This window comes from Peribacillus sp. YIM B13482, from assembly GCF_042787975.1.
In the GTDB taxonomy this organism is placed as follows: Bacteria; Bacillota; Bacilli; order Bacillales; family DSM-1321; genus Peribacillus; species Peribacillus simplex_A.
Genome location: NZ_JBHZPF010000002.1, coordinates 65965 through 88960, shown reverse-complemented (window position 1 = coordinate 88960; position 22996 = coordinate 65965). Strand labels below are relative to the sequence as shown.

Genomic DNA, 22996 nt, shown 5'->3' with positions numbered 1-22996 from the left:
ACAGGAGGTTTTTATAAATGGCTAGAAAGTTTCTTGTATTGGGCGAAGTTCGCGACGGTTCACTAAGAAATGTATCATTTGAAGCTATCGGTGCGGCTAAACTTGCTGCAGATGGCGGGGAAGTCGTAGGTGTTTTAGTTGGTGACAGTGTTAAAAATTTCGGTGATGAATTGATCCAGTATGGTGCGGACCGGGTTATTGCTGTAGAAAATGATCAATTGAAACAATATACTTCAGATGGTTATGCTCAAGGCTTGCTTGCAGTCATCGAGCAGGAAAAGCCAGAAGGGATTTTCTTTGGGCATACGGCCTTAGGAAAAGACCTTGCACCTAAATTGGCTGGAAAACTTGAATCAGGATTGATCTCCGATGTTACATCCATTGAAGAAGAAGGCGGAAATATCGTTTTCACTCGCCCGATATATTCTGGTAAAGCATTTGAAAGGAAAATTGTTACAGATGGCGTGATATTCGCGACAATCCGTCCGAACAATATTGAACCATTAGCGAAAGATGAGTCACGCTCTGGTGAGGTAACTACATTAAGTGTGGATATTAAGGATTTACGGACAATCATTAAAGATGTTGTTAGAAAAGCTAGTGAAGGGGTCGACCTTTCAGAAGCAAAAGTAATCATCGCAGGCGGCCGTGGCGTGAAAAGTGAAGATGGTTTTGAACCATTAAAAGAACTGGCACAAGTTCTTGGCGGAGCGGTAGGTGCTTCCCGCGGTGCATGTGATGCGGACTATTGCGATTACTCTTTGCAAATCGGGCAAACGGGTAAGGTCGTTACACCTGACCTTTATATCGCCTGCGGGATTTCTGGAGCGATCCAGCATTTAGCTGGGATGTCCAACTCCAAGGTTATCGTTGCCATCAACAAAGACCCGGAAGCCAATATATTCAATATAGCTGATTATGGAATTGTCGGGGACCTTTTCGAAGTCGTCCCATTACTGACTGAAGAATTCAAAAAACTAAAAGTTAACGCTTAATAGAAAAAAATGAAGGGGCAAGACATTTGGCAAAAGCCGATACATGTCTGGCCCCTTCATTTTTTGGTGTTATTCGGCAAGGCTTGAGCCTGCATATTTACTCTTTTTTTGGACATCCTACCACTGAAGCAAAATATTGGCGTCGATTCTAGCAACGATGGTATACTGTCTTTAGTTATTTGAGTAAATTTGAGGAGGAAATATATATGGCTATTGTAAATGCAACTGACCAAACTTTCACTACAGATACTAACGAAGGTGTAGTTCTTGTCGATTTTTGGGCTCCATGGTGCGGACCTTGTAAAATGATTGCTCCTGTTCTTCAAGAGCTTGATACTGAAATTGGCGATACAGCGAAAATCGTAAAAGTGGATGTAGATGAAAACCAAGAAACAGCTGGGAAATTCGGTGTGATGAGCATCCCGACACTAATCGTCCTTAAAGACGGTGAAGTGGTGGATAAAGTGGTTGGTTTCCAACCTAAAGAAGCACTTGCTGAACTTATTGCAAAACACGCGTAATAGCAAGATAGCTAAAAAAAGCTTCAAGTCTACGGACTTGAAGCTTTTTTCGCTATCTTGATATATAATAATTGTAAAATGGGAGAACAGGAGGCTGAATGCATGAACCAACAAATAAAGAATAAACTTGCCCTTCTTCCCGATCAACCTGGTTGTTATTTAATGAAAGATCGTCAGGGAACAATCATATATGTAGGCAAAGCGAAAGTGTTGAAAAATCGTGTCCGTTCTTATTTCACGGGATCTCATGATGGAAAAACCTTGCGGCTGGTGAGTGAGATAGAGGATTTCGAATACATCGTAACCTCTTCCAATATCGAGGCTCTCATTTTAGAGTTGAACTTAATCAAAAAACATGATCCAAAATATAATGTCATGCTTAAGGATGATAAGACGTATCCTTTCATCAAGCTGACGGCGGAACGGCATCCACGTCTAATTATTACGCGTAAAGTCAAAAAAGATAAAGGGAAATATTTCGGTCCATATCCGAATGCTTTTGCAGCCAACGAAACGAAAAAATTGCTCGATCGCATCTATCCCCTTAGAAAATGCAATACCTTACCGGATCGCGTGTGTCTTTATTATCACCTTGGCCAGTGCCTGGCCCCATGTGTATATGATGTTGAGGAACAGGAATATAAAAAAATGGTGGATGATATCAACCGGTTCTTGAATGGCGGACATACTGAGATAAAAAAAGAACTGACTGAAAAAATGCTAGAGGCATCAGAGGAGCTCGATTTCGAGAGGGCCAAGGAGTATCGTGACAAAATTGCCCACATTGATATTACGATGGAGAAGCAGAAAATGATGACGACCGATTTCATCGACAGGGATGTATTTGGGTTTGCCTATGATAAAGGCTGGATGTGCGTTCAGGTATTTTTTGTCCGACAGGGTAAATTGATCGAAAGGGATGTTTCACTTTTTCCTGTCTATGATGAACCGGAACAGGAACTTCTTACATTCCTCGGTCAGTTTTACGAGATTACCAACCACTTTAAACCAAAGGAAATCCTGCTGCCTGAGTCAGTGGATGCTGAAATGGCCGAAGGTCTGCTAGGTGTCAAAACGATTCACCCGAAACGGGGATCGAAAAAAGACATGCTTAAATTGGCGAATGAAAATGCCTCCATCGCCCTTCAGGAAAAATTTTCATTGATTGAACGGGATGAAGAAAGAACGATCAATGCGGTGGAAAACCTCGGGAACCAATTAGGGATCTACACCCCGCATCGAATTGAAGCTTTCGACAACTCGAATATCCAGGGAAGTGACCCTGTTTCCGCATTAGTCGTGTTCATTGATGGGAAACCGGAAAAAAGGGAGTACCGTAAATATAAGATCAAAACGGTCCAGGGACCTGATGATTATGAATCGATGCGTGAAGTGGTCAGAAGAAGGTATTCACGAGTATTGAAAGAAGGGCTGCCGCTTCCGGACTTAATCATCATTGATGGAGGAAAGGGACATGTGGAAGCTGTAAGGGATATTTTGGAGAATGAATTAGGCCTTGATATACCACTTTCAGGTCTCATTAAGGATGAAAAGCATAGGACTTCACAATTAATGATTGGAAATCCGCTTGAACTCGTACCTCTTGATTCACGGAGCCAGGAATTTTATCTATTGCAAAGAATTCAGGATGAAGTGCATCGGTTCGCGATTACGTTTCATCGCCAGCTACGCGGGAAAAACGCGGTTCACTCCCAGCTTGATGATATTCCGGGAGTCGGGGAAAAGCGGAGGAAGCAATTATTAAGGCATTTTGGGTCATTGAAGAAAATCAAAGAGGCCACGGCCGAGGAAATCATGGAAGCTGGCATGCCAAAAGGGGTAGCAGAGGGAATCGTTAGAAAATTACAAGAATAATCTTGCTGCAGGCAATTCTCTATGCTATGATAAGAAGGAATTTTTAACTAGACAACTTAAAAGTGCTGATAGAGGTGCGGAATTCAAGAGTAAAAACCTGGAGAAGTATGAGCTTCCATGAAAGGTTTTGAAAGGGGATGACGCCGAAGGAAGACAAGACTCATACCTTGTTTTTCTGGTCTGACATTTAATAAATGGCGGATTGTCAGGGTTTATGCCCTGGAGAGCTATCTCACTGTGTTTACAGTATTGGATATGTGATCACAGCAATGAGATATTTCTCATTGCTTTTTTTATTGCCTAAAAAGGTAGAGAGGGTGCATTAGGATGGCATTAATCGTTCAAAAGTTCGGCGGGACATCCGTCGGAAGCGTAGAAAAAATTAAAAATGTTGCCAATCGGGTAATCGAGGAAGTGAAGAATGGAAATGAGGTAGTCGTCGTTGTTTCAGCTATGGGGAAAACCACGGATCAATTGGTTTCCATGGCCCGGGATATTTCCGGAACACCGAGCAAGAGGGAAATGGATATGCTATTGACTACGGGGGAACAGGTCACGATATCCCTGTTAACGATGGCATTGATTGAAGAGGGACATGAAGCCATTTCGTACACTGGCTGGCAGGCTGGCATGCAAACGGAATCCGTTCATGGGAATGCCCGGATTTTAAACATCGATGCCACGAGGATTCAAGCTCAGCTCCAGGAGAAGAAAATTGTGGTCGTTGCCGGTTTCCAGGGGAACGATGCAAATGGGGAAATCACGACCTTAGGACGAGGCGGTTCCGATACGACGGCAGTTGCCATCGCTGCAGCGCTGAATGCGGATAGATGCGATATTTATACGGATGTAACGGGTGTTTTCACTACGGATCCACGCTACATAAAAGCCGCGCGTAAACTCCAATCCATTTCTTATGATGAGATGCTGGAACTTGCCAACCTAGGGGCGGGCGTCCTTCATCCAAGGGCTGTAGAATATGCAAAAAATTATCAAATTCCGCTTGTAGTCCGTTCGAGCATGGAGAGAGAATCAGGAACGATCATTGAGGAGGAAGCAACTATGGAAGAAAACTTAATTGTACGCGGCATTGCTTTTGAAGACAGTATTACAAGGGTCACAATATATGGATTGCCCCAATCACTTGGTGCATTATCCACAATTTTCACGACACTTGCGAAAAACCGGATTAATGTGGACATCATCATTCAAAGCATGACAGCCGAGGATACGACCAATCTATCATTTTCCACAAAAAGTGAAGATACGCAAGCGGCCTTGATCGTACTGGAAAACAATAAGGAACAATTGTCATTCGACCGAGTCGAAACGGAGGGCGGATTGGCCAAGGTGTCCATCGTCGGATCTGGTATGGTTTCCAATCCAGGAGTGGCTGCCGAGATGTTTGAAGTGATGGCCAATACAGGCATCCAAGTGAAAATGGTCAGCACATCTGAAATTAAAGTCTCGACTGTCGTCAATGAAAAGGAAATGGTGAAGGCGGTCGAATCTCTTCATGAAGCATTTAAACTTGGGCAGCATGCAAATGTGCTAGCTTGAGAGTAAGGAGTCCAATAAAAAACAGACTTCCGGTAAAAAGGGTAAGTCTGTTTTAAGGGCTCATTAGATTTGATCTCTGGGATCCCATTGAATGGTGAATATCACTTTTTTTGCGCGGCGTTTGATTTCTTCCGTTGATTCGCTTAGGAACTTTTTTTGCAGTGTAAACTGCTCGGCAAGGAAACCGGCTTCAAGTTGGAAGTGACAGTCAGGATGTAAATCCATACGGCGGCTGATTATTTCACCCGTCAGTGATAATTCCATCTGGTTTTTCGTATACTTCATGATTTCCAGGGTGCCCCATCCCGCGCTCTGGAAAAATTCAATAACTTCTTGATCGCCATTTAATGGGAATTTACGTGCTAACTGTTTACCTGCCCAATAGAGGATTTGATTAGAGTCTTTTCCGAGAATATCGTTCAATAGAACTTCTCTGATTAATTCGTATCCGAAAGCTGGAACTTGGAATTCTTCAGTTTGAATTTCCTCAGCTGGAATCTCTTCTTCTATCGCAGCAGCAATATTTTTTTTCATAGTTTATCGCCTCTTTCTGTTAATCTATTATAAACGTTTTTCTTTTGCAAATTATACTGTTTTTTATTTATTTAAATAACAATTGGGAAAAAATGATAAATTATACCGAGATATTAATAGTTTAATTAGTAATTTCTCCAAAATATCTTCTTGATGAATAAAAAATAGACAATTTAATCCAATAAAATCTATTCTGAAAAAGAGAATTCTTGTATCCGTTTTCTTGACGCACATAGAAGTCAGGAGTAAAATGGACATGTCACATAATTGTAAACGGAAGTATAGGGGAGTTTTCTGACTCTATACTTTATTTTCACGCGGAGATAAAAGGTAGCCACCAGTTTATCTTTGCATGATTTTTCACAAATTAAGGGGGGGCACTTAGTGGCAAAAAATCGTGAGTTTGGGAATCGTAGACTTCATTCACTACTTGGAGTTATTCCGATCGGGCTGTTCTTGTTGGAGCATTTAGTTACCAACTATATGGCAACAAAGGGACCGGAATCATTTAATTCAGCAGCACATTTCTTAGAAAGCATACCGTTTCGTTATTTCCTGGAAATCTTCATCATTTTCTTACCTTTGATTTATCATGCTGTTTACGGGATTTATATCGCGTTCACGGCTAAAAATAATTTAGGTAGATTTGGGTTTTTCCGAAATTGGATGTTCTTTTTACAACGTCTAAGCGGAATCATTACGTTGATTTTCCTTGTTTGGCATGTATGGTCAACTAGGATCCAAGTAGCTATGGGTACAGAGGTTGACTTTGACATGATGGCAGAGATTTTCTCTAATCCATTTATGATTGCATTTTATTTAGTTGGGGTCATTTCGACAATTTTCCACTTCTCAAATGGATTATGGTCATTTGCAGTGAGCTGGGGTCTGACAATTTCACCTAAATCACAAAAAATCATGACTTACGTTACTTTGATCATTTTCGTTCTTCTTTCTTATGTTGGAGTAAGTGCAATTTTCGCTTTCGTATAAGAAGATGGGGTTCATTTATAATTGTTAGGAAAAACATAGCTTTGCTAATGGAAATAAGGGAGTGACAGAATTGGGTAAAGGTAAAATTATTATCGTAGGTGGAGGTCTAGCTGGGTTAATGGCTACGATCAAAGCAGCAGAGCTGGGACAACAGGTTGATTTATTTTCTTTAGTACCTGTTAAACGCTCTCACTCAGTTTGTGCCCAAGGCGGAATCAATGGGGCAGTAAATACAAAAGGTGAAGGGGATTCTCCATTTATCCACTTTGACGATACAGTTTATGGCGGAGACTTCTTGGCTAACCAACCGCCGGTTAAAGCGATGTGCGATGCAGCACCGTCAATCATCCATATGTTTGACCGTATGGGCGTTATGTTCAACCGTACTCCTGAAGGTCTTCTTGATTTCCGTCGTTTCGGTGGTACTCAACATAGCCGTACAGCATTCGCTGGTGCAACGACTGGTCAGCAATTACTTTACGCATTGGACGAGCAGGTTCGCCGTTATGAAGTTGAAGGCCTCGTAACGAAATATGAAGGCTGGGAATTCCTTGGAGCCGTTATCGATGATGATCAAACGGCACGCGGTATCGTAGCTCAAAACCTGACTTCAATGGAAATCAAATCATTCCCTGGCGACGCAGTCATCATGGCGAGCGGCGGCCCTGGAATCATTTTCGGTAAATCGACTAACTCAATGATCAATACAGGCTCAGCAGCCTCCATCGTTTATCAACAAGGTGTAAATTATGCAAATGGTGAGTTCATTCAAATTCACCCAACAGCAATCCCTGGAGATGACAAACTTCGTCTAATGAGTGAATCCGCTCGTGGTGAAGGTGGACGTATCTGGACATATAAAGACGGAAAACCTTGGTATTTCCTTGAAGAAAAATACCCTGCTTACGGTAATCTAGTACCTCGTGATATCGCGACTCGTGAAATTTTCGACGTATGTATGAACATGAAGCTTGGTATTAATGGAGAAAACATGGTTTACCTGGATCTATCTCATAAAGATCCTAAATTACTTGATATTAAACTTGGCGGAATCATTGAAATCTACGAGAAATTCATGGGTGAAGACCCTCGTAAAGTTCCAATGAAAATTTTCCCTGCCGTTCACTATTCTATGGGCGGACTTTGGGTTGATTATGACCAAATGACTAACATTAAAGGTTTATTCGCTGCAGGTGAGTGTGACTACTCTCAACATGGCGGTAACCGTCTTGGTGCGAACTCACTTCTTTCTGCAATTTTTGGTGGTTCAGTCGCTGGACCGAATGCCGTTAAATATATTGAAGGCCTTGATAAAACTTCAGAATCCATTCCTGCTTCATTGTTTGAAGGCTACGAAAAACAACAACAGGAAAAATGGAATGATGTCATGTCTCTTGATGGTAACGAAAATGCATACGTCCTGCACAAAGAACTTGGTGAGTGGATGACACAGCATGTTACTGTAGTTCGTTACAATGACAAGCTGAAAGAAACGGATAACAAGATTCTTGAGTTGATGGAACGTTACAAGAAAATTAACATCAATGACACGGCAAAATGGAGTAACCAAGGAGCTGCATTCACTAGACAGCTGCAAAACATGATGCAATTGGCTCGTGTAATCACAATTGGTGCGTTAAACCGTGATGAAAGCCGCGGAGCACATTACAAACCTGATTTCCCAGAACGTAATGATGATGAATTCATGAAAACGACAATGGCAACATTCAAAGGCTTAGATCAAGCACCTGAATTCCATTATGAAGATATTGATGTATCACTGATCGCACCGCGTAAACGTGATTACACTACGAAACATTAAAGAGGGGGAGCAAAAAAATGGTTGAAACTAAATCTGAGACTAAAACAGTCCGTTTTATAATCACTCGTCAAGATACACCGGATTCAGCTCCTTATGATGAGGAATTTGAATTAGCGTACCGTCCGAATATGAATGTAATTTCCGCTCTTATGGAAATTCGTCGTAATCCGGTAACTGTACAAGGCAAGCACACTACAGCAATCGCATGGGATATGAACTGTCTTGAAGAAGTATGTGGTGCTTGTTCAATGGTTATCAATGGTAAACCAAGACAATCATGTACAGCTCTTATCGATCAATTGGAACAGCCGGTTCGTCTTGCTCCAATGCGTACCTTCCCTGTTGTTCGTGACCTTCAAGTCGATCGCAGCCGTATGTTCGACTCATTGAAAAAGGTAAAAGCATGGATTCCAATCGATGGAACGTACAATCTTGGACCAGGACCGCGTATGCCAGAAAAGAAACGTCAATGGGCATATGAATTGTCTAAATGCATGACTTGCGGTGTTTGTTTGGAAGCTTGTCCGAACGTAAACAGCAATTCAGACTTCATGGGACCACAACCATTATCACAAGTTCGTTTATTCAATGCACATCCAACTGGTGCAATGAATAAAGCGGAACGTTTAAATACAATCATGTCCGATGGAGGACTTGCAAACTGCGGTAACTCACAAAACTGTGTGCAGTCTTGCCCTAAAGGCATTCCATTAACGACTTCGATTGCAGCATTGAACCGTGATACTGCCATTCAACAATTCCGTAACTTCTTTGGAAGCGACGAAGTTTAATAATGAAAATGAAAGAACCTGTATCTATGGATATGGGTTCTTTTTTTCTCTTTGTTTTTACATTTGGGTGAATTCAATACTTGAACGATAGGGACCGGAAGCCAAATCCATAAAAGATGATAGCTTTGCAAGCGCTCTGAAAAAGCTAAGATCGAAGTGTGAATGGATTTGTGGAATTGGAGGAGGAAATCGGCCACACCCATTGACATCGGCCTCCTGCAAAGGATACTCGTTATGATTAGTGACGTGAGCAATAATCAAAATAAACAGCTTTCAATAGAAAACCCTTTTCATTATCGTTGTTTTCTTATAAAATGAGTGAATAGTCATTCATATTCGAAAGGGAGTGCACAAGTTGAACAGAATATCATATATCGATAATATAACCGAGTGGATCAATGATTTTTCCTTTAAACATGAGATTAAGGTTCGCTTTTCGGAAACGGATATGTTTAGGCACTTGAATAACACGATTCCTTTTACTTATTTTGAAGAAGCGCGGATTGAGTATTTCCAGAGCATGGGCTTTATGAAGGATTGGACCTCGGCTGAAGGTGATGAGATACCGGTTGTTGCAGATCTACAATGTGATTACCTGAAGCAGGTGTTTTTCAATGATCAATTGACAATTCATGTGAAAGCTGACCATATCGGAAAATCTTCTGTAGATATACATTATATGGGAAGCAAACACGATGGTTCAATTTGTTTCACGGGCAGGGGAACGATTGTCCAGGTCTCCAAAGCCACCGGAAAGCCGATACCTTGGACAGAAGAGATGAAGCGGTCGTTGTTGCATACAGAGCTTGAACATACCTAAAAATATTTCGATTTAGACAAGTAAAAGAGTCACTCCCTTGCCCCGGCCAGCATACTATATCTTGACTAAATAGACACCCACTCCGGGTTTTATGCTGGTGAAGGCAAGGAGGGTAACATTACTTGAAGGAGAACGAATTCACTCATAAGCCACTACTCACCAAAAGAGAAAAAGAAGTATTTGAGTTACTAGTACAAGACAAAACAACAAAAGAAATCGCAGGTGAATTGTTTATTAGCGAAAAAACAGTTCGAAACCATATTTCGAATGCGATGCAGAAGCTTGGAGTCAAAGGACGTTCGCAGGCAGTCATAGAACTCCTTCGTATGGGGGAACTTAAGCTTTAATGTGTTGACTCTTAATAAAGACTTATAAATATTTCTCTCCCGTCTAGTTGGCAGCATATAAGGAAGGCCAAAACAATTTGGTTGTTTTGACTTCTTTGGATGCTGCTTATTTTTATGAAGGGGGTTTCATTATGGATTCCGGACAATCAATCTTGAAAATCATTTCACTTTCATCCAAAATGGTAGTATGATAAGTTTCATGAAGTGGGGAGCTGTGTGTATGGATGAAGAGAAGCAGGTTGCTTATGTAGCCGATATTGAGAGGGAATTGCGCTATGTATCGTCATGGATTAAGCAAAGGGGACGGGAAATTCTCAATGATTATAAAATTACCATTCCTCAATTCCTGGCTTTGCAATGGCTTTTTGAAGCAGGCGACATGACGATTGGCGAATTGTCCACGAAGATGTTTCTCGCCTTCAGCACAACGACGGATCTGATTGACCGCATGGAGAAACATCAGCTTGTTAAGCGTGTCAAAGATGAAAAGGACCGGCGTGTGGTTCGTATTCACCTTCTTGACGAAGGGGAACGGATTATCGAAGAAGTGATTAATAAACGGCAGCAGTACTTGAGTGGCGTGTTAGTCAATTTCAACGAATCTGACATCGTGTCCCTCCGAGGGATTCTAGCAAAACTACATCAAGAAATGAAAGAAAAATGAGGCGAGTTTTTTGAAACAACCGATAGGCATCATTGATTCAGGGGTAGGCGGCTTGACAGTAGCTAAAGAAGTCATGCGTCAGCTTCCAAATGAAAATATAATTTACTTAGGTGATACAGCAAGATGCCCTTATGGGCCGAGGACCAAAAAAGATGTCCAAACCTTCACATGGCAAATGACGAGGTTCCTGATGAAGAAGGATATAAAAATGCTGATCATCGCTTGCAATACGGCGACTGCAGCTGTACTGGATGAAATCAGGGCAATACTTCCGATTCCTGTATTGGGTGTCATCCATCCTGGGGCAAGGGCGGCATTGAAAGTTTCTGATTCCTTGCATATTGGCGTTATTGGTACGGAGGGCACGGTAAAAAGCAAAGCTTATGACGACGCACTTGCTTCCATCAATTCCGATGTGAAAGTAGATAGTTTAGCATGCCCGAAATTTGTCCCAATCGTGGAAAGCGGGGAGTTTCAAGGGGGTATCGTCAATAGGGTCGTGGCACAAACCTTGAACCCGCTGAAGAAAACAAAGATCGACACATTGATTCTTGGCTGTACCCATTATCCACTGCTGGGGCCTGTAATCTCTTCCTATATGGGGGATGAAGTACAAGTCATTTCCTCTGGGGAAGAGACGGCCCGTGAGGCAAGTGTCATTTTGGATTATTATAAATTAATCAATAAAAGCAAGCTCCGTCCGGTTCATCGCTTTTATACTACCGGTTCAAGAGATATGTTTGGTTCTATCGCATCGAGCTGGCTCGGTATTCATACCGATACAATCGAAACAATTAAAATTGATCACCTATAAGGCTTCCATTTGGAAGTCTTTTTTTCGTGAAGCGGAAAAATGAAAAAGCATACCGTTTTGTATATAGCTACAAACCTTGATGGATATAACGCCAGAAAAGAATGAAGCATAAGTAGGATTGAAGAGACAGAAGGGGAAGCGGACAATGGATACGATGATTATGGGAAATAAGGCATATTAACAGATTCATCCACTGGCAGAAGGCCCGAAATCCCGTAGAAGGCTTACGAACATGCAGCAGTACGGGCAAATTGCCCAGCTCGATTATCAGAGAGGAAAATAATTGGTCTATTTTCCCTTAGGGCTCGTATAAATAGGAGTACAAACTGTCCTAGGAGTGATTTTATGTCCAATAAATCAAAAGTAACAATGGCTGTGACCATTCTGGCATCTTCTTTTTGGCTTTCAGGATGCGGATTATTTGGCGGTGAAGAGAAAAAGGAAATTGATCCACCAAAGGATATTTCATTAGTCGATGATGAATCTTCATTAAAAGAAAAGAATGATGAAGAAAAGCCTACAACAGATGGAGAAAAAGGCGCTGGTGCTGTTGAATCGAAAACAGTGAAGACAGAGTTATATTTAATTGATAAAAGTGGGTATGTGGTTCCACAGACATTGGAACTTCCTAAATCGGAAGCCGTCGCCAAACAGGCGCTTGATTACCTTGTCGATAACGGTCCAGTCACGGATAAACTTCCGAATGGGTTCAGGGCCGTCATTCCTGCCGATACCCAAATAAGCGTAAACATTAAAGATGGAGTAGCTGTAGCGGACTTTTCGCCGGAGTTCAAAAACTATCAAAAAGAGGATGAACTTAAAATCCTTCAAGCCATTACATGGACCCTGACGCAATTCGACTCGGTCGATAAAATCCAAATGAGAATAAATGGGGAAGATATTTCCGAAATGCCGGTCAATGGCACACCGATAGATGAGAATATCTCAAGATCTTCAGGAATCAATATCGATACGAGTGACGTGGTCGACATTTCGAATTCCAAAGCACTGACCGTTTATTATGTAGGCGGTGACGAGGAGTACTCCTATTATGTTCCGGTAACACGCCGGATCAGCGAAACGGTGTCTGATAATGTAACAGCTGCCGTCCAAGAGTTAACGAAGAGTCCTTCGGGTTCTAACTTGCAAACGGGGTTCATGAGTGATGTAGCTTTACTTGACAAACCTAAAGTGGCAGAAGGTAAGGTCAGCCTAAACTTCAATGAAAATATCCTTGGAAGTTTTAAAGAGAAAAAGGTGTCACAAGAAGTCCTTGATGCCTTGGTCCTTTCTTTAACTGAACAGAAAGGAATTGAAAGCGTTGAAGTACAAGTGCAGGGCAGCGCCGATATTCTTAATGAGGAAGGTAAGAAACTATCTGAACCAGTGGTCCGTCCAGAGAAAGTCAACACAGGTAGCTTTTAAATATATGTAGAAATAAAACAATGAGGCAGCTTGCAGCTGCCTCTTATTTTTTTGCCTCCGCCATTGAATGACCACGCTGTTAGAGAGTGAAAACTAATACCCCTGCCAGGCAATTTCTCGTATCGTGAGAAAGTTTTTACATAAATAAATTTTAAAAAGGGGAAATTACTTTTAATGATGCAATCAATGGGAGGATAGTATGGATCAAAAGGTCATTCAGGCTGTACACATCTATGTTTTAATCATTATGAATACAGGATTCATGGTACATGTACTGCTCCTTCCCAGTATCTTGACCGCCTCTCAACGCGATGCATGGATAAGTGTCATAATAAGTGTTGTTCCTTGTATCGTTTGGACCCTATTTATTTTTTATATTTATAAAAAACTAGATAAAGAAGATATAATCGCTTTTCTAAAAAAATGGTCTACCCCTTTTGTTACCTATATTTTCACTATAGCATTGGGGTTGTACTTTATATTTAACGCCTTCATTACCGTCAAATTTACAGTGATTTGGGCAAAAGCTAATTATACTCATGACATACCAAACATCGTAGTCGTTAGCCTATTCACTTTTATTTGTATTTTTGCAACTTATAAAGGAATACGCACCATAAGCACTTTGGCTCTCCTGTTTCTACCGTTCGTCACTTTTTTTGGGATATTTGTGGGGCTGGGGAATATGAGTAATAAGAATTACGAATTATTGTTCCCGATATTTGAAAGCGGGTATCGCAATACTCTAAATGGTATTTTGTATACGAGTACAGGATATTTAGAAATTATCGTTTTTTTATTTTTGACTCCTTACCTGAAAGATAAGCTAAAAGCCAAGTGGCTTTTATTAGTTAGTGTAATTTTAATCATGCTTACGTTAGGACCCCTCATGGGAGCGATTGCAGAATTTGGTTCTGTGGAAGCAGTGAAAATGAGGAATCCAGCTTATGAACAGTGGAAGTTATTAAGGTTTGGCTATTATATTACTCGACTCGATTTCCTGTCCATTTTCCAATGGCTTTCAGGTGCCATGATTCGAATAAGTTTATGTTTATTTATAGGATATAAATTAATCTCAAATTCAAAACATCAGAAGTGGATACTGCTTTCCCTATATTCATTAATTGTTATTGGAACGCTAATCCATTGGGATGCTACTTCGTTTTTTTATTTTATATACAAATATTTCTTTCCAATAGGCAGTCTATTTCTTTTAAGTGCGGCAATTATACTGTTATTTCTTGTTTTTAAAAAGGGGAAAGGAAAAGGTGAAACATTATGAAGAAGGGAAAATTGAATGGAACTCCTTCTTACATTGACCAAATCCAAAAATGGTTCGAACATTCCTCTGATGTTGTTTTAAGAACAAAAACTTTTGATAATGAAGGTCGTTATTTGTTGGGATTTTTATATGCGCCAAACTTAGTGGATATGCCATTCATCAATGAAGTGATTCTGCCTACAATATCTAAAGCGGTTCAAGAAAACGGCGAATTAACAATTGATCAATTAAGCAATATCATGGAGATCAATACGCTTAAAAAGGGCTCCGATTTAAAAGAGGGTGTAGAAAGCATTCTTTTTTCAGGAGACCTGATCATTATTAATGAATATTCCAATGAAATTTACCATACCCCATTAGCCAATTCCCCTAAGCGCAGTCCGGAAGAATCCAATATAGAATCTTCCATTCGGGGACCTAGGGATGGATTTGTTGAGAATATATCGGATAACATGTCTTTAATTCGCCAAAGGTTAAAAACGGCATCACTTAAATGTATAGAATATACAATCGGGAAAAGAAGTAAAACTAAAATGTTGCTGCTATATATTGATGACATTATCAATCCCTCGATTCTTTTGGATATTAAAAAACGATTGGATTCATTAAAGGCTGATATCATAGTCAGCAGTTACCAAGTTGAAGAACTCTTATATGATAATCAATTTTCCATCTTCCCCTTAATGGAGTATATCGGTCGACCGGACTATGTTGTTGAATCCTTGAATCAAGGGCGCTTTGCCATCCTCGTAGACGGGAATCCCACAGGCTTGATCGGACCAACCAGTATTAATCAGTTACTTTATTCTGCTGATGACGCACATGCAAGCTTTTTTTACATTAGTTTTATTCGCATCATTCGTGTAGTTGCCTTATTTGTAACGGTTACGTTACCGGGATTTTTTATAGCTTTGGTTTCCTATCAATTCGATCAAATTCCCTTTTCGCTTCTTGCGACGATTTCAATCACGAGACAGGGCTTACCCATACCTGCTTCTTTGGAGGCATTCATGATGATCATATTGTTCGAACTATTTAAGGAAGCTGGTCTGCGCCTGCCGAAAGCTGTAGGTCCGACCGTTTCTGTATTGGGTGGATTGATTATAGGGGATGCAGCGATTCGGGCAGGGCTCACTTCACCCTCCATGCTAGTTGTAATAGCTGTTACAGTTCTCTCAAGCTATACCATAATCAATCAGAATATCGCTGGGAATATCGTTCTTATAAGGTTATTCATATTTGCATGTTCAGCATTCCTAGGCTTGTTTGGATTCTTCATGGGAATATTTCTTATCTTGATTGTTGTGGTTTCCTTGGAAAGTTTCGGACAGCCTTTTGTGAATCCATTTTCCAAACCAAATAAATCGGACATGTTAAAAGTCTTATTCAAGCTTCCGTATGGGATGTTAAGGCAGCGGAATCAAGCTCTACAATCCAGTGATAATGAACCGCAAAAGGAGTCGGACAAATGAGAAAGCTAATTGCAGTCATGGTAATTGGCTGTCAACTTTTATTGACGACAGGCTGTTGGGGAATGAAGGAAATTCAAGCTCAAACATATGGATCCGCTCTAGGGATCGATTATAAAGAGGGTGAATTCATCTTATACTTTCAAGCATTGAATTTTGCGGATATAGCAAAACAAGAGGGGGCCACAGCCTTACAAGAAAAAACTGGTGTTGTCATTGGGAAAGGTAAAGGGGAAAGTATCGAAGAAGCATTTACTGAATTAGAACAAAATGCAGCATTGCCACTTTATATCGGGCATGTTAACTCCTTCATTTTAAGTGAGGATGTAATCAATAAGAAAATGAAGGATTTCATTGAATATGTAGGGAAAGAGCCCTTATTGCGATACAATTCATGGCTGTTTGTTACAAACGAGGATATTAAAAAGGTGTTTGACAGTGATAGTTTCTTTAATCTTCCTAACTTATTCACGATCATTCAAAGGCCAGAGACCGTTATTAATGAAAACTATTTCATTTCCCCGTTAAAATTCAGTGAACTGGTTTCGAAATTTTATCAACCGGTTGGTTCCATTTTAATTCCCTCTTTAGTAATAAATGAGCATCATTACTCAGAGGGCGGGAAGGAAAAGAAGATACCAACGTTGAATGGCGGCTATGTTTTATCAAAACAACAATATAAAGGGTTCGTAAGTAAACAAGATTTGATCGGTTTAAAATGGGTTGAAAATAAGGCGACAGTCATGTTTTTTTCCCTGAATAAACAAAAGGTAAGCGTTGAAATCATGGACCCCAAAACAAACATCAAAGTATTGGAACAACAAAAGGAACCCTTATATGATTTAGAAGTTAAAGCAAATGGAATATTGAAACAAAATCTGGACAACTTGGATATGGAAAAAATCGAAAAAAAGGTAGAAATAAAAATCAAGCAAGATATTTTGAAGACATTGGAGACGGGGGGGGAAATCAATACAGACCTTTTTAACATAAGTGAAAAGGCATACAGATACCATGTCAATAAGTGGGATAATAAAATTATTAATTCCTTTGATAAGACTTCAATAAATAACATAAAAGTTAATATCCATCTTGAACATAGTGAAAATTACAAACGTTAGTTTATAAGTTTCAGGTTATTGCAGATGAGGGAGTTGTGTTAGACTTAACTTATCTGGAAAATTCAGCGGCTGTTGTTGATCATGATAGGCAGCGCTGAATCCGTCCGTTGGCACTGGAGAAGAAGCGTCTTTTACATATGAAGAATGACAGCAAATTCTTTCTCTGCCCCAAAAGAGCTCCCGTGCCGATAAAATGAAAAAGGGTGAAATGAAAAATGAAGACAGTAATCATTGCAACGAAAAATAAAGGGAAAGCCAAGGAGTTCGAAAGCTTATTTTCCGCTAAAGGTTATGAAGTCAAAACACTTCTCGATGTACCGGATGCCCCGGATGTGGAGGAAACAGGCACGACCTTTGAAGAAAATGCGATCCTGAAGGCAGAGGCCATTGCCCATCAGCTAGGCCACTTTGTCATCGCTGATGATTCCGGATTGATTGTAGATGCATTGGAGGGCCGTCCAGGCGTATATTCTGCGCGCTATGCTGGAGAGGCCAAGCGTGATGAAGCAAACACGGAAAAAGTCCTCCGCGAACTGGAAGGCGTGCCAAAAGAGGCTAGGACGGCGAGGTTCTATTGCGCCTTGGCACTAGCGTCGCCCAACCAGGAAACGATTACGGTATCGGGAACGATGGAAGGCTTGATCACGGAACAGCCCTCAGGAACGAATGGATTTGGTTATGATCCCATCTTTTTTGTAGAGGAACAGGGCAAAACAAACGCTGAATTGACAAAAGAGGAAAAAAACCAAATCAGCCACCGTGCCAACGCATTGAGGGCCCTAGATGAAAAACTTGATCTATTTCTAAAAAGGGAAGAAGGAATGTGACGATGAAAGTGCTAATAATGAGTGACAGTCATGGCTTAACTCATGAAATCAGCATGATTGCCGACCGTCATAAACAAGAGGTCGCCGCCATGATCCATTGCGGTGATTCAGAGTTGGAGAGAAATGACCCTCACATGTCGGAGTTTTTGGCCGTTGGCGGGAATTGCGACTATGATTCGGCATATCCGGATGATATTGTGGAGAATATCTCAGGCAAGCGTTTCTTCGTAACGCATGGACACCTCTATAACATAAATATGACCTTGATGAATTTAGCGTATAAAAGTGAAGAGGCTGAAGCGGATATTATTTGTTTTGGTCATTCCCACGCTGCAGGTTCCGAATTGATTGACGGCAAGCTCTTCATCAACCCGGGAAGCATACGCCAGCCGCGGGGACGAAAAGAGAAGACCTATGCCATTTTGGAGATTGGAAATGACCAACTTGAAATCATCTATTATGACCTTGAAGGAAAAATCGTTGAGGATCTAAGAAATGCTTATCAAATGGAATGACTTCATGTATAATGAACAGGAAGCGTTTTTCCCCGCTTCCTGGTTCTTAAAAAAAGAAAAAAACTTTTTTTTGAAAAACCGTTGACTTCCTTTTGGTATCCTACTATAATAAGAAGTGTCCTAAGGGAACAGTTAAGGTAATACATAAGTTTTACCGCAACTTATATCATAAACGTCTCAGTAGCTCAGCTGGATAGAGCAACGCCCTTCTAAGGCGTCGGTCGGGAGTTCGAATCTCTCCTGGGACACTAACTAAGCGGTTATAAAGCCCGCTACGACAACCTTCTATATCGTTTAGTGAAACGGTCAGTATAACGGTTATGTAAGAAATTACACCGTATATCGACTTACATTACTAACGATATAGGAGGTTTTTTCGTATGACCAAAAGAAAAGGTATGTTAGATGTAAATGTTGATCTAAAAAATTTATTGGTGGATTTACCTGTTTCTACTTCAACCCCGAATTAAGACCTAAACCAACAGTTGGATATCCTGCGAATCATAATGATTCTTTTTCCATTTCACAGGCTCTAGAGGTCATTACAAGGCAAATGAAGGTAAGTGGCAATAGAAGTCGCACAATTAGCGATTATGTTCTCCATGTAAAGCATTTTCAAAGTGTAACAAATGTACAATATGTAGGTGAGATTACAGCTAACAGCATTTATCAATGGTTGGACAGTATGAATGTTAGCAATCAAACCAAAATTACAATATGCTATTGCATTAGTATTGTTTGATGCAGGGTTGAAGAAAGGAAAAAACAGTCATTAACTAATGACTGTTTTTTTCTGCATATTTAATTTTAATGAAAGTTCATTGTTAACACATGGTCGTATTTTACAACATTTAACAATTAAAGATTTTTTCAAAAGTTACACCTAATGTGGCTATGGTGGCGACAAAGCTAGACCAACTTGCTCGGTTCTTCCTGCAGACTGTGCTTGCTGTTGCAAAGATGGAAAGGAATCTCATAATAGAACGCACACAGGAAGGTAAAGTACTTGCGAAGCAACGTGAGATGACGGGAATAAGAAATGAACACTTATTCGTAGAGAATATGAACAAGAAGCAAAGAGCCAAGGTTAAGGAAATACTGACTGTCGGTAATCATTGCTTACTTCATTTGTCGTGAAGGAAAGAGATGAAATCAAGAAAAGACAAGCCGAGGGCAGCGCAGTAGCAAAGAAGAAAGAGTCGTCCAGCCTTAGCATGCGAAGGACTGGGAGAAGTATTACGAGCAGTAAAGTAAAAGAGATACAGCGGGGCAGGTCATGGAATCATTGGGTATGTCTCAGGCAATTCTACTACATCGAGAATTTGGTGATCTAATTGATACATAATACAATCAATGATAACTAAGCAATAGGAGGAAAACAGGAGTGTATAGATTAGATGCAGTCAATAATAGATTAGAAGAAATCCAAGAAACTACTTTCACCGAAAATGATTTGAAAGAGCGGCAACACATCGAAGAGTGGATACGTAAAAGCCCAGATGTATTAGGTGAAGACCTACTGATAATTGCCCATGAATACGATAAATTTGAAGTGAATGAACGGCTAGACCTTCTAGCGATCGATAAAGAAGGTAATTTAGTGATCATTGAAGTGAAAAGAGACGCAACGGGTAGCAATGCCGACTTCCAAGCTCTGAAATATGCTTCATATTGTGCAAGACTAAGTCCAAATGATATTCTGGAGACTTACGAAGAATATGTAAAGGTGAATTCTGCAGTAACTAATGCTAAGGATGAACTGATGGAATTTTTAGAAGTGGAGATCGAAGAGGAATTAAACAATATCCTTAACAACAGCCAACGGATTATCATAGTTGGAAAAGATATTGATAAGAGAATTCTTTCCGTTTGCACATGGTTGTATGAGAATAGCATTGATATAAAATGTGTAACGATTAAACCTTATAAGTTGGAGGATCAGATCATCTTAGACACAAATCAAATTATTCCACCATATAAGCTTGAGGACTATTATATTAATAAGAAGACTACAGCTAAAGAACGAAAAATTAGCATAGATCAAGATGTATCAACCTTTTTGAAGGAATTTCAAACTTCGTAAATACGAAAACGGAATATACGGCTCGCTATGGTGGCAAAAGAGATTACTTTGTCGGACATCAGTTTTTGAACATTCCGTGGAAGTTTGTTTTTGTTTATAAGAAAGACCGAACAGCCTCCGTATTTATTGAGTCTTATAAAAAAGAGGGAACAGACTTAATTCGATCCATTGCTTCTAATCACCTTGAAGAATTAAGAGTGTTATTAGGATGCGAAGTGGAATTAATTAGAGGCTCAAGAAACACAGATCTTTATAAGTTAGTTGCTAAGTTAAACTTCTTTGAGCATCAGTCCTTTGATGAATGTGTCAGTCAGTATACAAACACTTTTGTGAAGTATCAACAGTTCTTAAAAGCCAAAGTTCGTCATTCTTGAAATAAATGGTAGTTGGTGAAATTTAACTGTTTATTTGATGGCTCAAATGTTAAGTCATCACGAGAGACACGTTCTTCACCTTTTTTGTCCCGTGCAGTGGATTTGTTAAGATAACATCAAAGTTAGAACTTCTTGAACAATCTATTTTGTCTAAAGCTTTCCAAGGAGAACTTGGAACAAATGACCCAAGTGAAGAAAATGCTATTGATATTTTAAAAGAATTGCTACAGAACAAGCTAAATAATTGTAAGAAGGCATCCATCTAAATAGTGGATGTTTTTTTATTGTATCAATAGAGAAAGTTGTTTCTAAAGTAGGAGTGCGAGTGTCATTGTATTGGATTAATACTTGAATGATGTAATATACTAGCCAAGCTAACAATGATGTCATTGAGCCTATATAGGTGTTTCATAGGAATGCTTGCCAAATGGTTTGAGTATTTGTTAGTCGTAATTCTAACCCACCTCAAAATATAATATTACTAGTATTGCAATGAGTATTATACTAAGTTATAATAAAAATCACGATTACGGTCTAAGTTCGAAAAGTGACCGTTATACTGAACTGAAGAAAAACAGCGATACGTCTCAGTAGCTCAGCTGGATAGAGCAACGCCCTTCTAAGGCGTCGGTCGGGAGTTCGAATCTCTCCTGGGACACTAACAGAAAAAAGCCAAAACCTTCTAAAGGTTTTGGTTTTTTTACTTTTTCTGAGCTGTTTTAGGTTACCGAGGGAATATGAAATGAACGTAGAAAGAATGCATTTCCTTTTGCATCCATTGAATTAATATTGGTTGTATGCAGAAAAGAAGTTTTTTATTTCGTATTTATCGCAGGTGGATGATCTTTTATGTCGAACTTGTTATGAATAAGGAGATGTTTAAATGAATAAAGATAGATTATTCAAGTTCATTCAAACTTCCACTCGGGGCAATTTCTTTTCAGTCGAAATATCCGAAGATGGAACTAAGGTAGTCCAATTAGCCAAGGAGCTAGAAAAAGAGGGAAGAATCAAGTTGAGGGAATGCTCGCGAAAAGAACAAGGTGTTTATCTGGAAGGAATACTTAAGTTTGTGCCAAGCTAATACTTAATAAGCTTTAACAAAGGACTTATACTACGAATTTCATATGCCCCATAGAAAAAAGGATCCAATCATGGATGCTTCAAACTGCAGACAAACTCGATGAAAATTGAGTTTGTCTGCAGTTTTTTTGGGTTTGTACAATTTGAACGTTACCTCAAGGCACTCGCTTTCCGCGGGCGGTCCGCCCTTGGCGCCTTTGTGCCTGCGGGGTCTCCCCTGAGCGCGCTTTTCTAAGCAGAAGTCTCGCACACCCGTTCCAAAGAAGGCCCCTTGTGTCTACAAACTGAAGCATGATGCTTTTTTTTTATATTTATCAAGTTCTATTTAAGGTTTGGAGCTTTTATCATCTTCTTCACTTAGTTGATTTGTACTTGATTGGGTTTGTAAAAGTATTTCATAATCGTATAACGTAATTCTGGCAGTGATGCCTTGAATTGTTCCGATAAATGATGAAATGCCAAATCGTTATGGTTTGGTTTGAAGAAACAATCTGTTCGTGTTCATCTTTCAATGATATATCCTCCTCTAAAAGCTTTATCGCTCTTATACAGCATATTATTTAGATAGGCTCTTTTCGTAAAGATTGTTGTTTTTAAAACGAAACTATTTAAGGTTGATTGGAGCGGAAGTGCGAGACTCCTGCGGGAGCAGCGGGACAGGTGAGACCCCACAGGCGTTTACGCCGAGGAGGCTCACCGCCCGCCCCGCGGAAAGCGAGCATCTGGAGGGGAATCAACCACAACTCACTACCTGGTAAATAGCAACAAAGTATGTGAAAACAGCCTTTAGATAAGATAGATGAAGGCTATATTTCGACATTTACGCTCCACCATTATTAATTGCATTATAGCGGAATAGTACCAGGGGGATCATTAACTTGATTGAATGGTGAAAGGTCCATCTCCCGGCTCCCTGAAATTTTGTTCACTACCCTGCCACCCTCGTTTTATGAATCCCTTCCGACTTTCAAGAATGCTGGTATAATCCGTATATCCTTTGGTGCAATTATAAAAAAAACCGTAAAAACATTGACATAATTCAAACAAATTAATATTATGTTTAGTATATTATAAACTTTAT

General features: G+C 40.0%; 21 protein-coding genes, 2 tRNA genes, 1 pseudogene and 1 riboswitch. Of the genes and pseudogenes, 23 read left to right on the top strand and 1 reads right to left on the bottom strand.

Features of this window, described 5'->3' with window-relative positions; translation table 11 throughout:
* Positions 1–17 precede the first annotated feature (17 nt).
* The 4 genes from ACFX4L_RS01975 to ACFX4L_RS01960 all read left to right on the top strand — a co-directional run bounded on the left by ACFX4L_RS01975 (position 18) and on the right by ACFX4L_RS01960 (position 4951).
* Entirely contained in the window at positions 18–995 is a 978-nt protein-coding gene (locus ACFX4L_RS01975; protein ID WP_377381209.1) for an electron transfer flavoprotein subunit alpha/FixB family protein, read from the top strand.
* 206 nt (positions 996–1201) lie between these two features.
* The gene (gene trxA / locus ACFX4L_RS01970; RefSeq protein ID WP_061464310.1) at positions 1202–1516 is read left to right on the top strand and encodes a thioredoxin; all 315 of its coding nucleotides are present in this window, start codon (positions 1202–1204) and stop codon (positions 1514–1516) included.
* A 102-nt stretch (positions 1517–1618) separates the two neighbouring features.
* On the top strand, positions 1619–3391 hold the full coding sequence (gene uvrC / locus ACFX4L_RS01965; protein WP_284470063.1) for an excinuclease ABC subunit UvrC: 1773 nt from the start codon (positions 1619–1621) through the stop codon (positions 3389–3391).
* Between the two features lie 61 nt (positions 3392–3452).
* A riboswitch (Lysine riboswitch) is annotated at positions 3453–3629 on the top strand.
* An 89-nt stretch (positions 3630–3718) separates the two neighbouring features.
* Positions 3719–4951 (top strand): aspartate kinase, encoded by a 1233-nt coding sequence (locus ACFX4L_RS01960; protein ID WP_061464308.1) that lies wholly within the window; start codon positions 3719–3721, stop codon positions 4949–4951.
* Between the two features lie 63 nt (positions 4952–5014).
* Here ACFX4L_RS01960 and ACFX4L_RS01955 read toward each other — a convergent pair whose 3' ends face one another.
* Positions 5015–5485, bottom strand: a complete 471-nt coding sequence (locus ACFX4L_RS01955) for a YslB family protein (RefSeq protein WP_061464307.1) — start codon at positions 5483–5485, stop codon at positions 5015–5017.
* A gap of 384 nt (positions 5486–5869) precedes the next feature.
* Here ACFX4L_RS01955 and ACFX4L_RS01950 point away from each other — a divergent pair, with 384 nt between their 5' ends.
* The 19 genes and pseudogenes from ACFX4L_RS01950 to ACFX4L_RS01860 all read left to right on the top strand — a co-directional run bounded on the left by ACFX4L_RS01950 (position 5870) and on the right by ACFX4L_RS01860 (position 21916).
* On the top strand, positions 5870–6478 hold the full coding sequence (locus ACFX4L_RS01950; RefSeq protein WP_089361699.1) for a succinate dehydrogenase cytochrome b558 subunit: 609 nt from the start codon (positions 5870–5872) through the stop codon (positions 6476–6478).
* 70 nt (positions 6479–6548) lie between these two features.
* On the top strand, positions 6549–8300 hold the full coding sequence (sdhA, locus tag ACFX4L_RS01945) for a succinate dehydrogenase flavoprotein subunit (protein ID WP_089361698.1): 1752 nt from the start codon (positions 6549–6551) through the stop codon (positions 8298–8300).
* Between the two features lie 17 nt (positions 8301–8317).
* The gene (sdhB, locus tag ACFX4L_RS01940) at positions 8318–9091 is read left to right on the top strand and encodes a succinate dehydrogenase iron-sulfur subunit (RefSeq protein ID WP_061464304.1); all 774 of its coding nucleotides are present in this window, start codon (positions 8318–8320) and stop codon (positions 9089–9091) included.
* Positions 9092–9446: 355 nt separating this feature from the next.
* Positions 9447–9911 (top strand): acyl-CoA thioesterase, encoded by a 465-nt coding sequence (locus ACFX4L_RS01935; RefSeq protein WP_377381203.1) that lies wholly within the window; start codon positions 9447–9449, stop codon positions 9909–9911.
* A gap of 122 nt (positions 9912–10033) precedes the next feature.
* Entirely contained in the window at positions 10034–10258 is a 225-nt protein-coding gene (locus ACFX4L_RS01930; protein ID WP_028392149.1) for a helix-turn-helix domain-containing protein, read from the top strand.
* 199 nt (positions 10259–10457) lie between these two features.
* A complete protein-coding gene (locus tag ACFX4L_RS01925; protein ID WP_284470067.1) occupies positions 10458–10922 on the top strand; it encodes a MarR family winged helix-turn-helix transcriptional regulator in 465 nt (154 codons plus the stop codon).
* Positions 10923–10932: 10 nt separating this feature from the next.
* Positions 10933–11736, top strand: a complete 804-nt coding sequence (gene racE / locus ACFX4L_RS01920; protein ID WP_061464301.1) for a glutamate racemase — start codon at positions 10933–10935, stop codon at positions 11734–11736.
* A 345-nt stretch (positions 11737–12081) separates the two neighbouring features.
* Positions 12082–13161, top strand: a complete 1080-nt coding sequence (locus tag ACFX4L_RS01915; protein WP_377381200.1) for a GerMN domain-containing protein — start codon at positions 12082–12084, stop codon at positions 13159–13161.
* Positions 13162–13360: 199 nt separating this feature from the next.
* Positions 13361–14443, top strand: coding sequence for a GerAB/ArcD/ProY family transporter (locus tag ACFX4L_RS01910; RefSeq protein ID WP_377403742.1), 1083 nt, complete (start codon positions 13361–13363; stop codon positions 14441–14443).
* On the top strand, positions 14440–15915 hold the full coding sequence (locus tag ACFX4L_RS01905) for a spore germination protein (protein ID WP_377403739.1): 1476 nt from the start codon (positions 14440–14442) through the stop codon (positions 15913–15915). The genes ACFX4L_RS01910 and ACFX4L_RS01905 overlap by 4 nt, the downstream gene beginning before the upstream one ends.
* Positions 15912–17033: a Ger(x)C family spore germination protein gene (locus ACFX4L_RS01900; protein ID WP_377381196.1), complete on the top strand. Its 1122-nt coding sequence runs from the start codon at positions 15912–15914 to the stop codon at positions 17031–17033. The genes ACFX4L_RS01905 and ACFX4L_RS01900 overlap by 4 nt, the downstream gene beginning before the upstream one ends.
* A 215-nt stretch (positions 17034–17248) precedes the next feature.
* Positions 17249–17860: an XTP/dITP diphosphatase gene (locus ACFX4L_RS01895; RefSeq protein WP_061464296.1), complete on the top strand. Its 612-nt coding sequence runs from the start codon at positions 17249–17251 to the stop codon at positions 17858–17860.
* Positions 17861–17862: 2 nt separating this feature from the next.
* Positions 17863–18375, top strand: a complete 513-nt coding sequence (locus tag ACFX4L_RS01890; RefSeq protein ID WP_284470072.1) for a metallophosphoesterase family protein — start codon at positions 17863–17865, stop codon at positions 18373–18375.
* Positions 18376–18549: 174 nt separating this feature from the next.
* Positions 18550–18623, top strand: a tRNA-Arg gene (locus tag ACFX4L_RS01885).
* Between the two features lie 670 nt (positions 18624–19293).
* Positions 19294–19392 (top strand): annotated as a pseudogene (locus tag ACFX4L_RS01880) (recombinase family protein); the annotation flags it as partial.
* Positions 19393–19759: 367 nt separating this feature from the next.
* The gene (locus tag ACFX4L_RS01875) at positions 19760–20458 is read left to right on the top strand and encodes an endonuclease NucS domain-containing protein (protein WP_377403736.1); all 699 of its coding nucleotides are present in this window, start codon (positions 19760–19762) and stop codon (positions 20456–20458) included.
* Positions 20459–20523: 65 nt separating this feature from the next.
* Complete coding sequence (locus tag ACFX4L_RS01870) at positions 20524–20832, top strand: hypothetical protein (RefSeq protein WP_377403733.1); 309 nt, start codon at positions 20524–20526, stop codon at positions 20830–20832.
* A 584-nt stretch (positions 20833–21416) separates the two neighbouring features.
* Positions 21417–21490 (top strand) — tRNA-Arg (locus tag ACFX4L_RS01865).
* A gap of 225 nt (positions 21491–21715) precedes the next feature.
* On the top strand, positions 21716–21916 hold the full coding sequence (locus tag ACFX4L_RS01860; RefSeq protein ID WP_061464291.1) for a hypothetical protein: 201 nt from the start codon (positions 21716–21718) through the stop codon (positions 21914–21916).
* Positions 21917–22996 lie beyond the last annotated feature (1080 nt).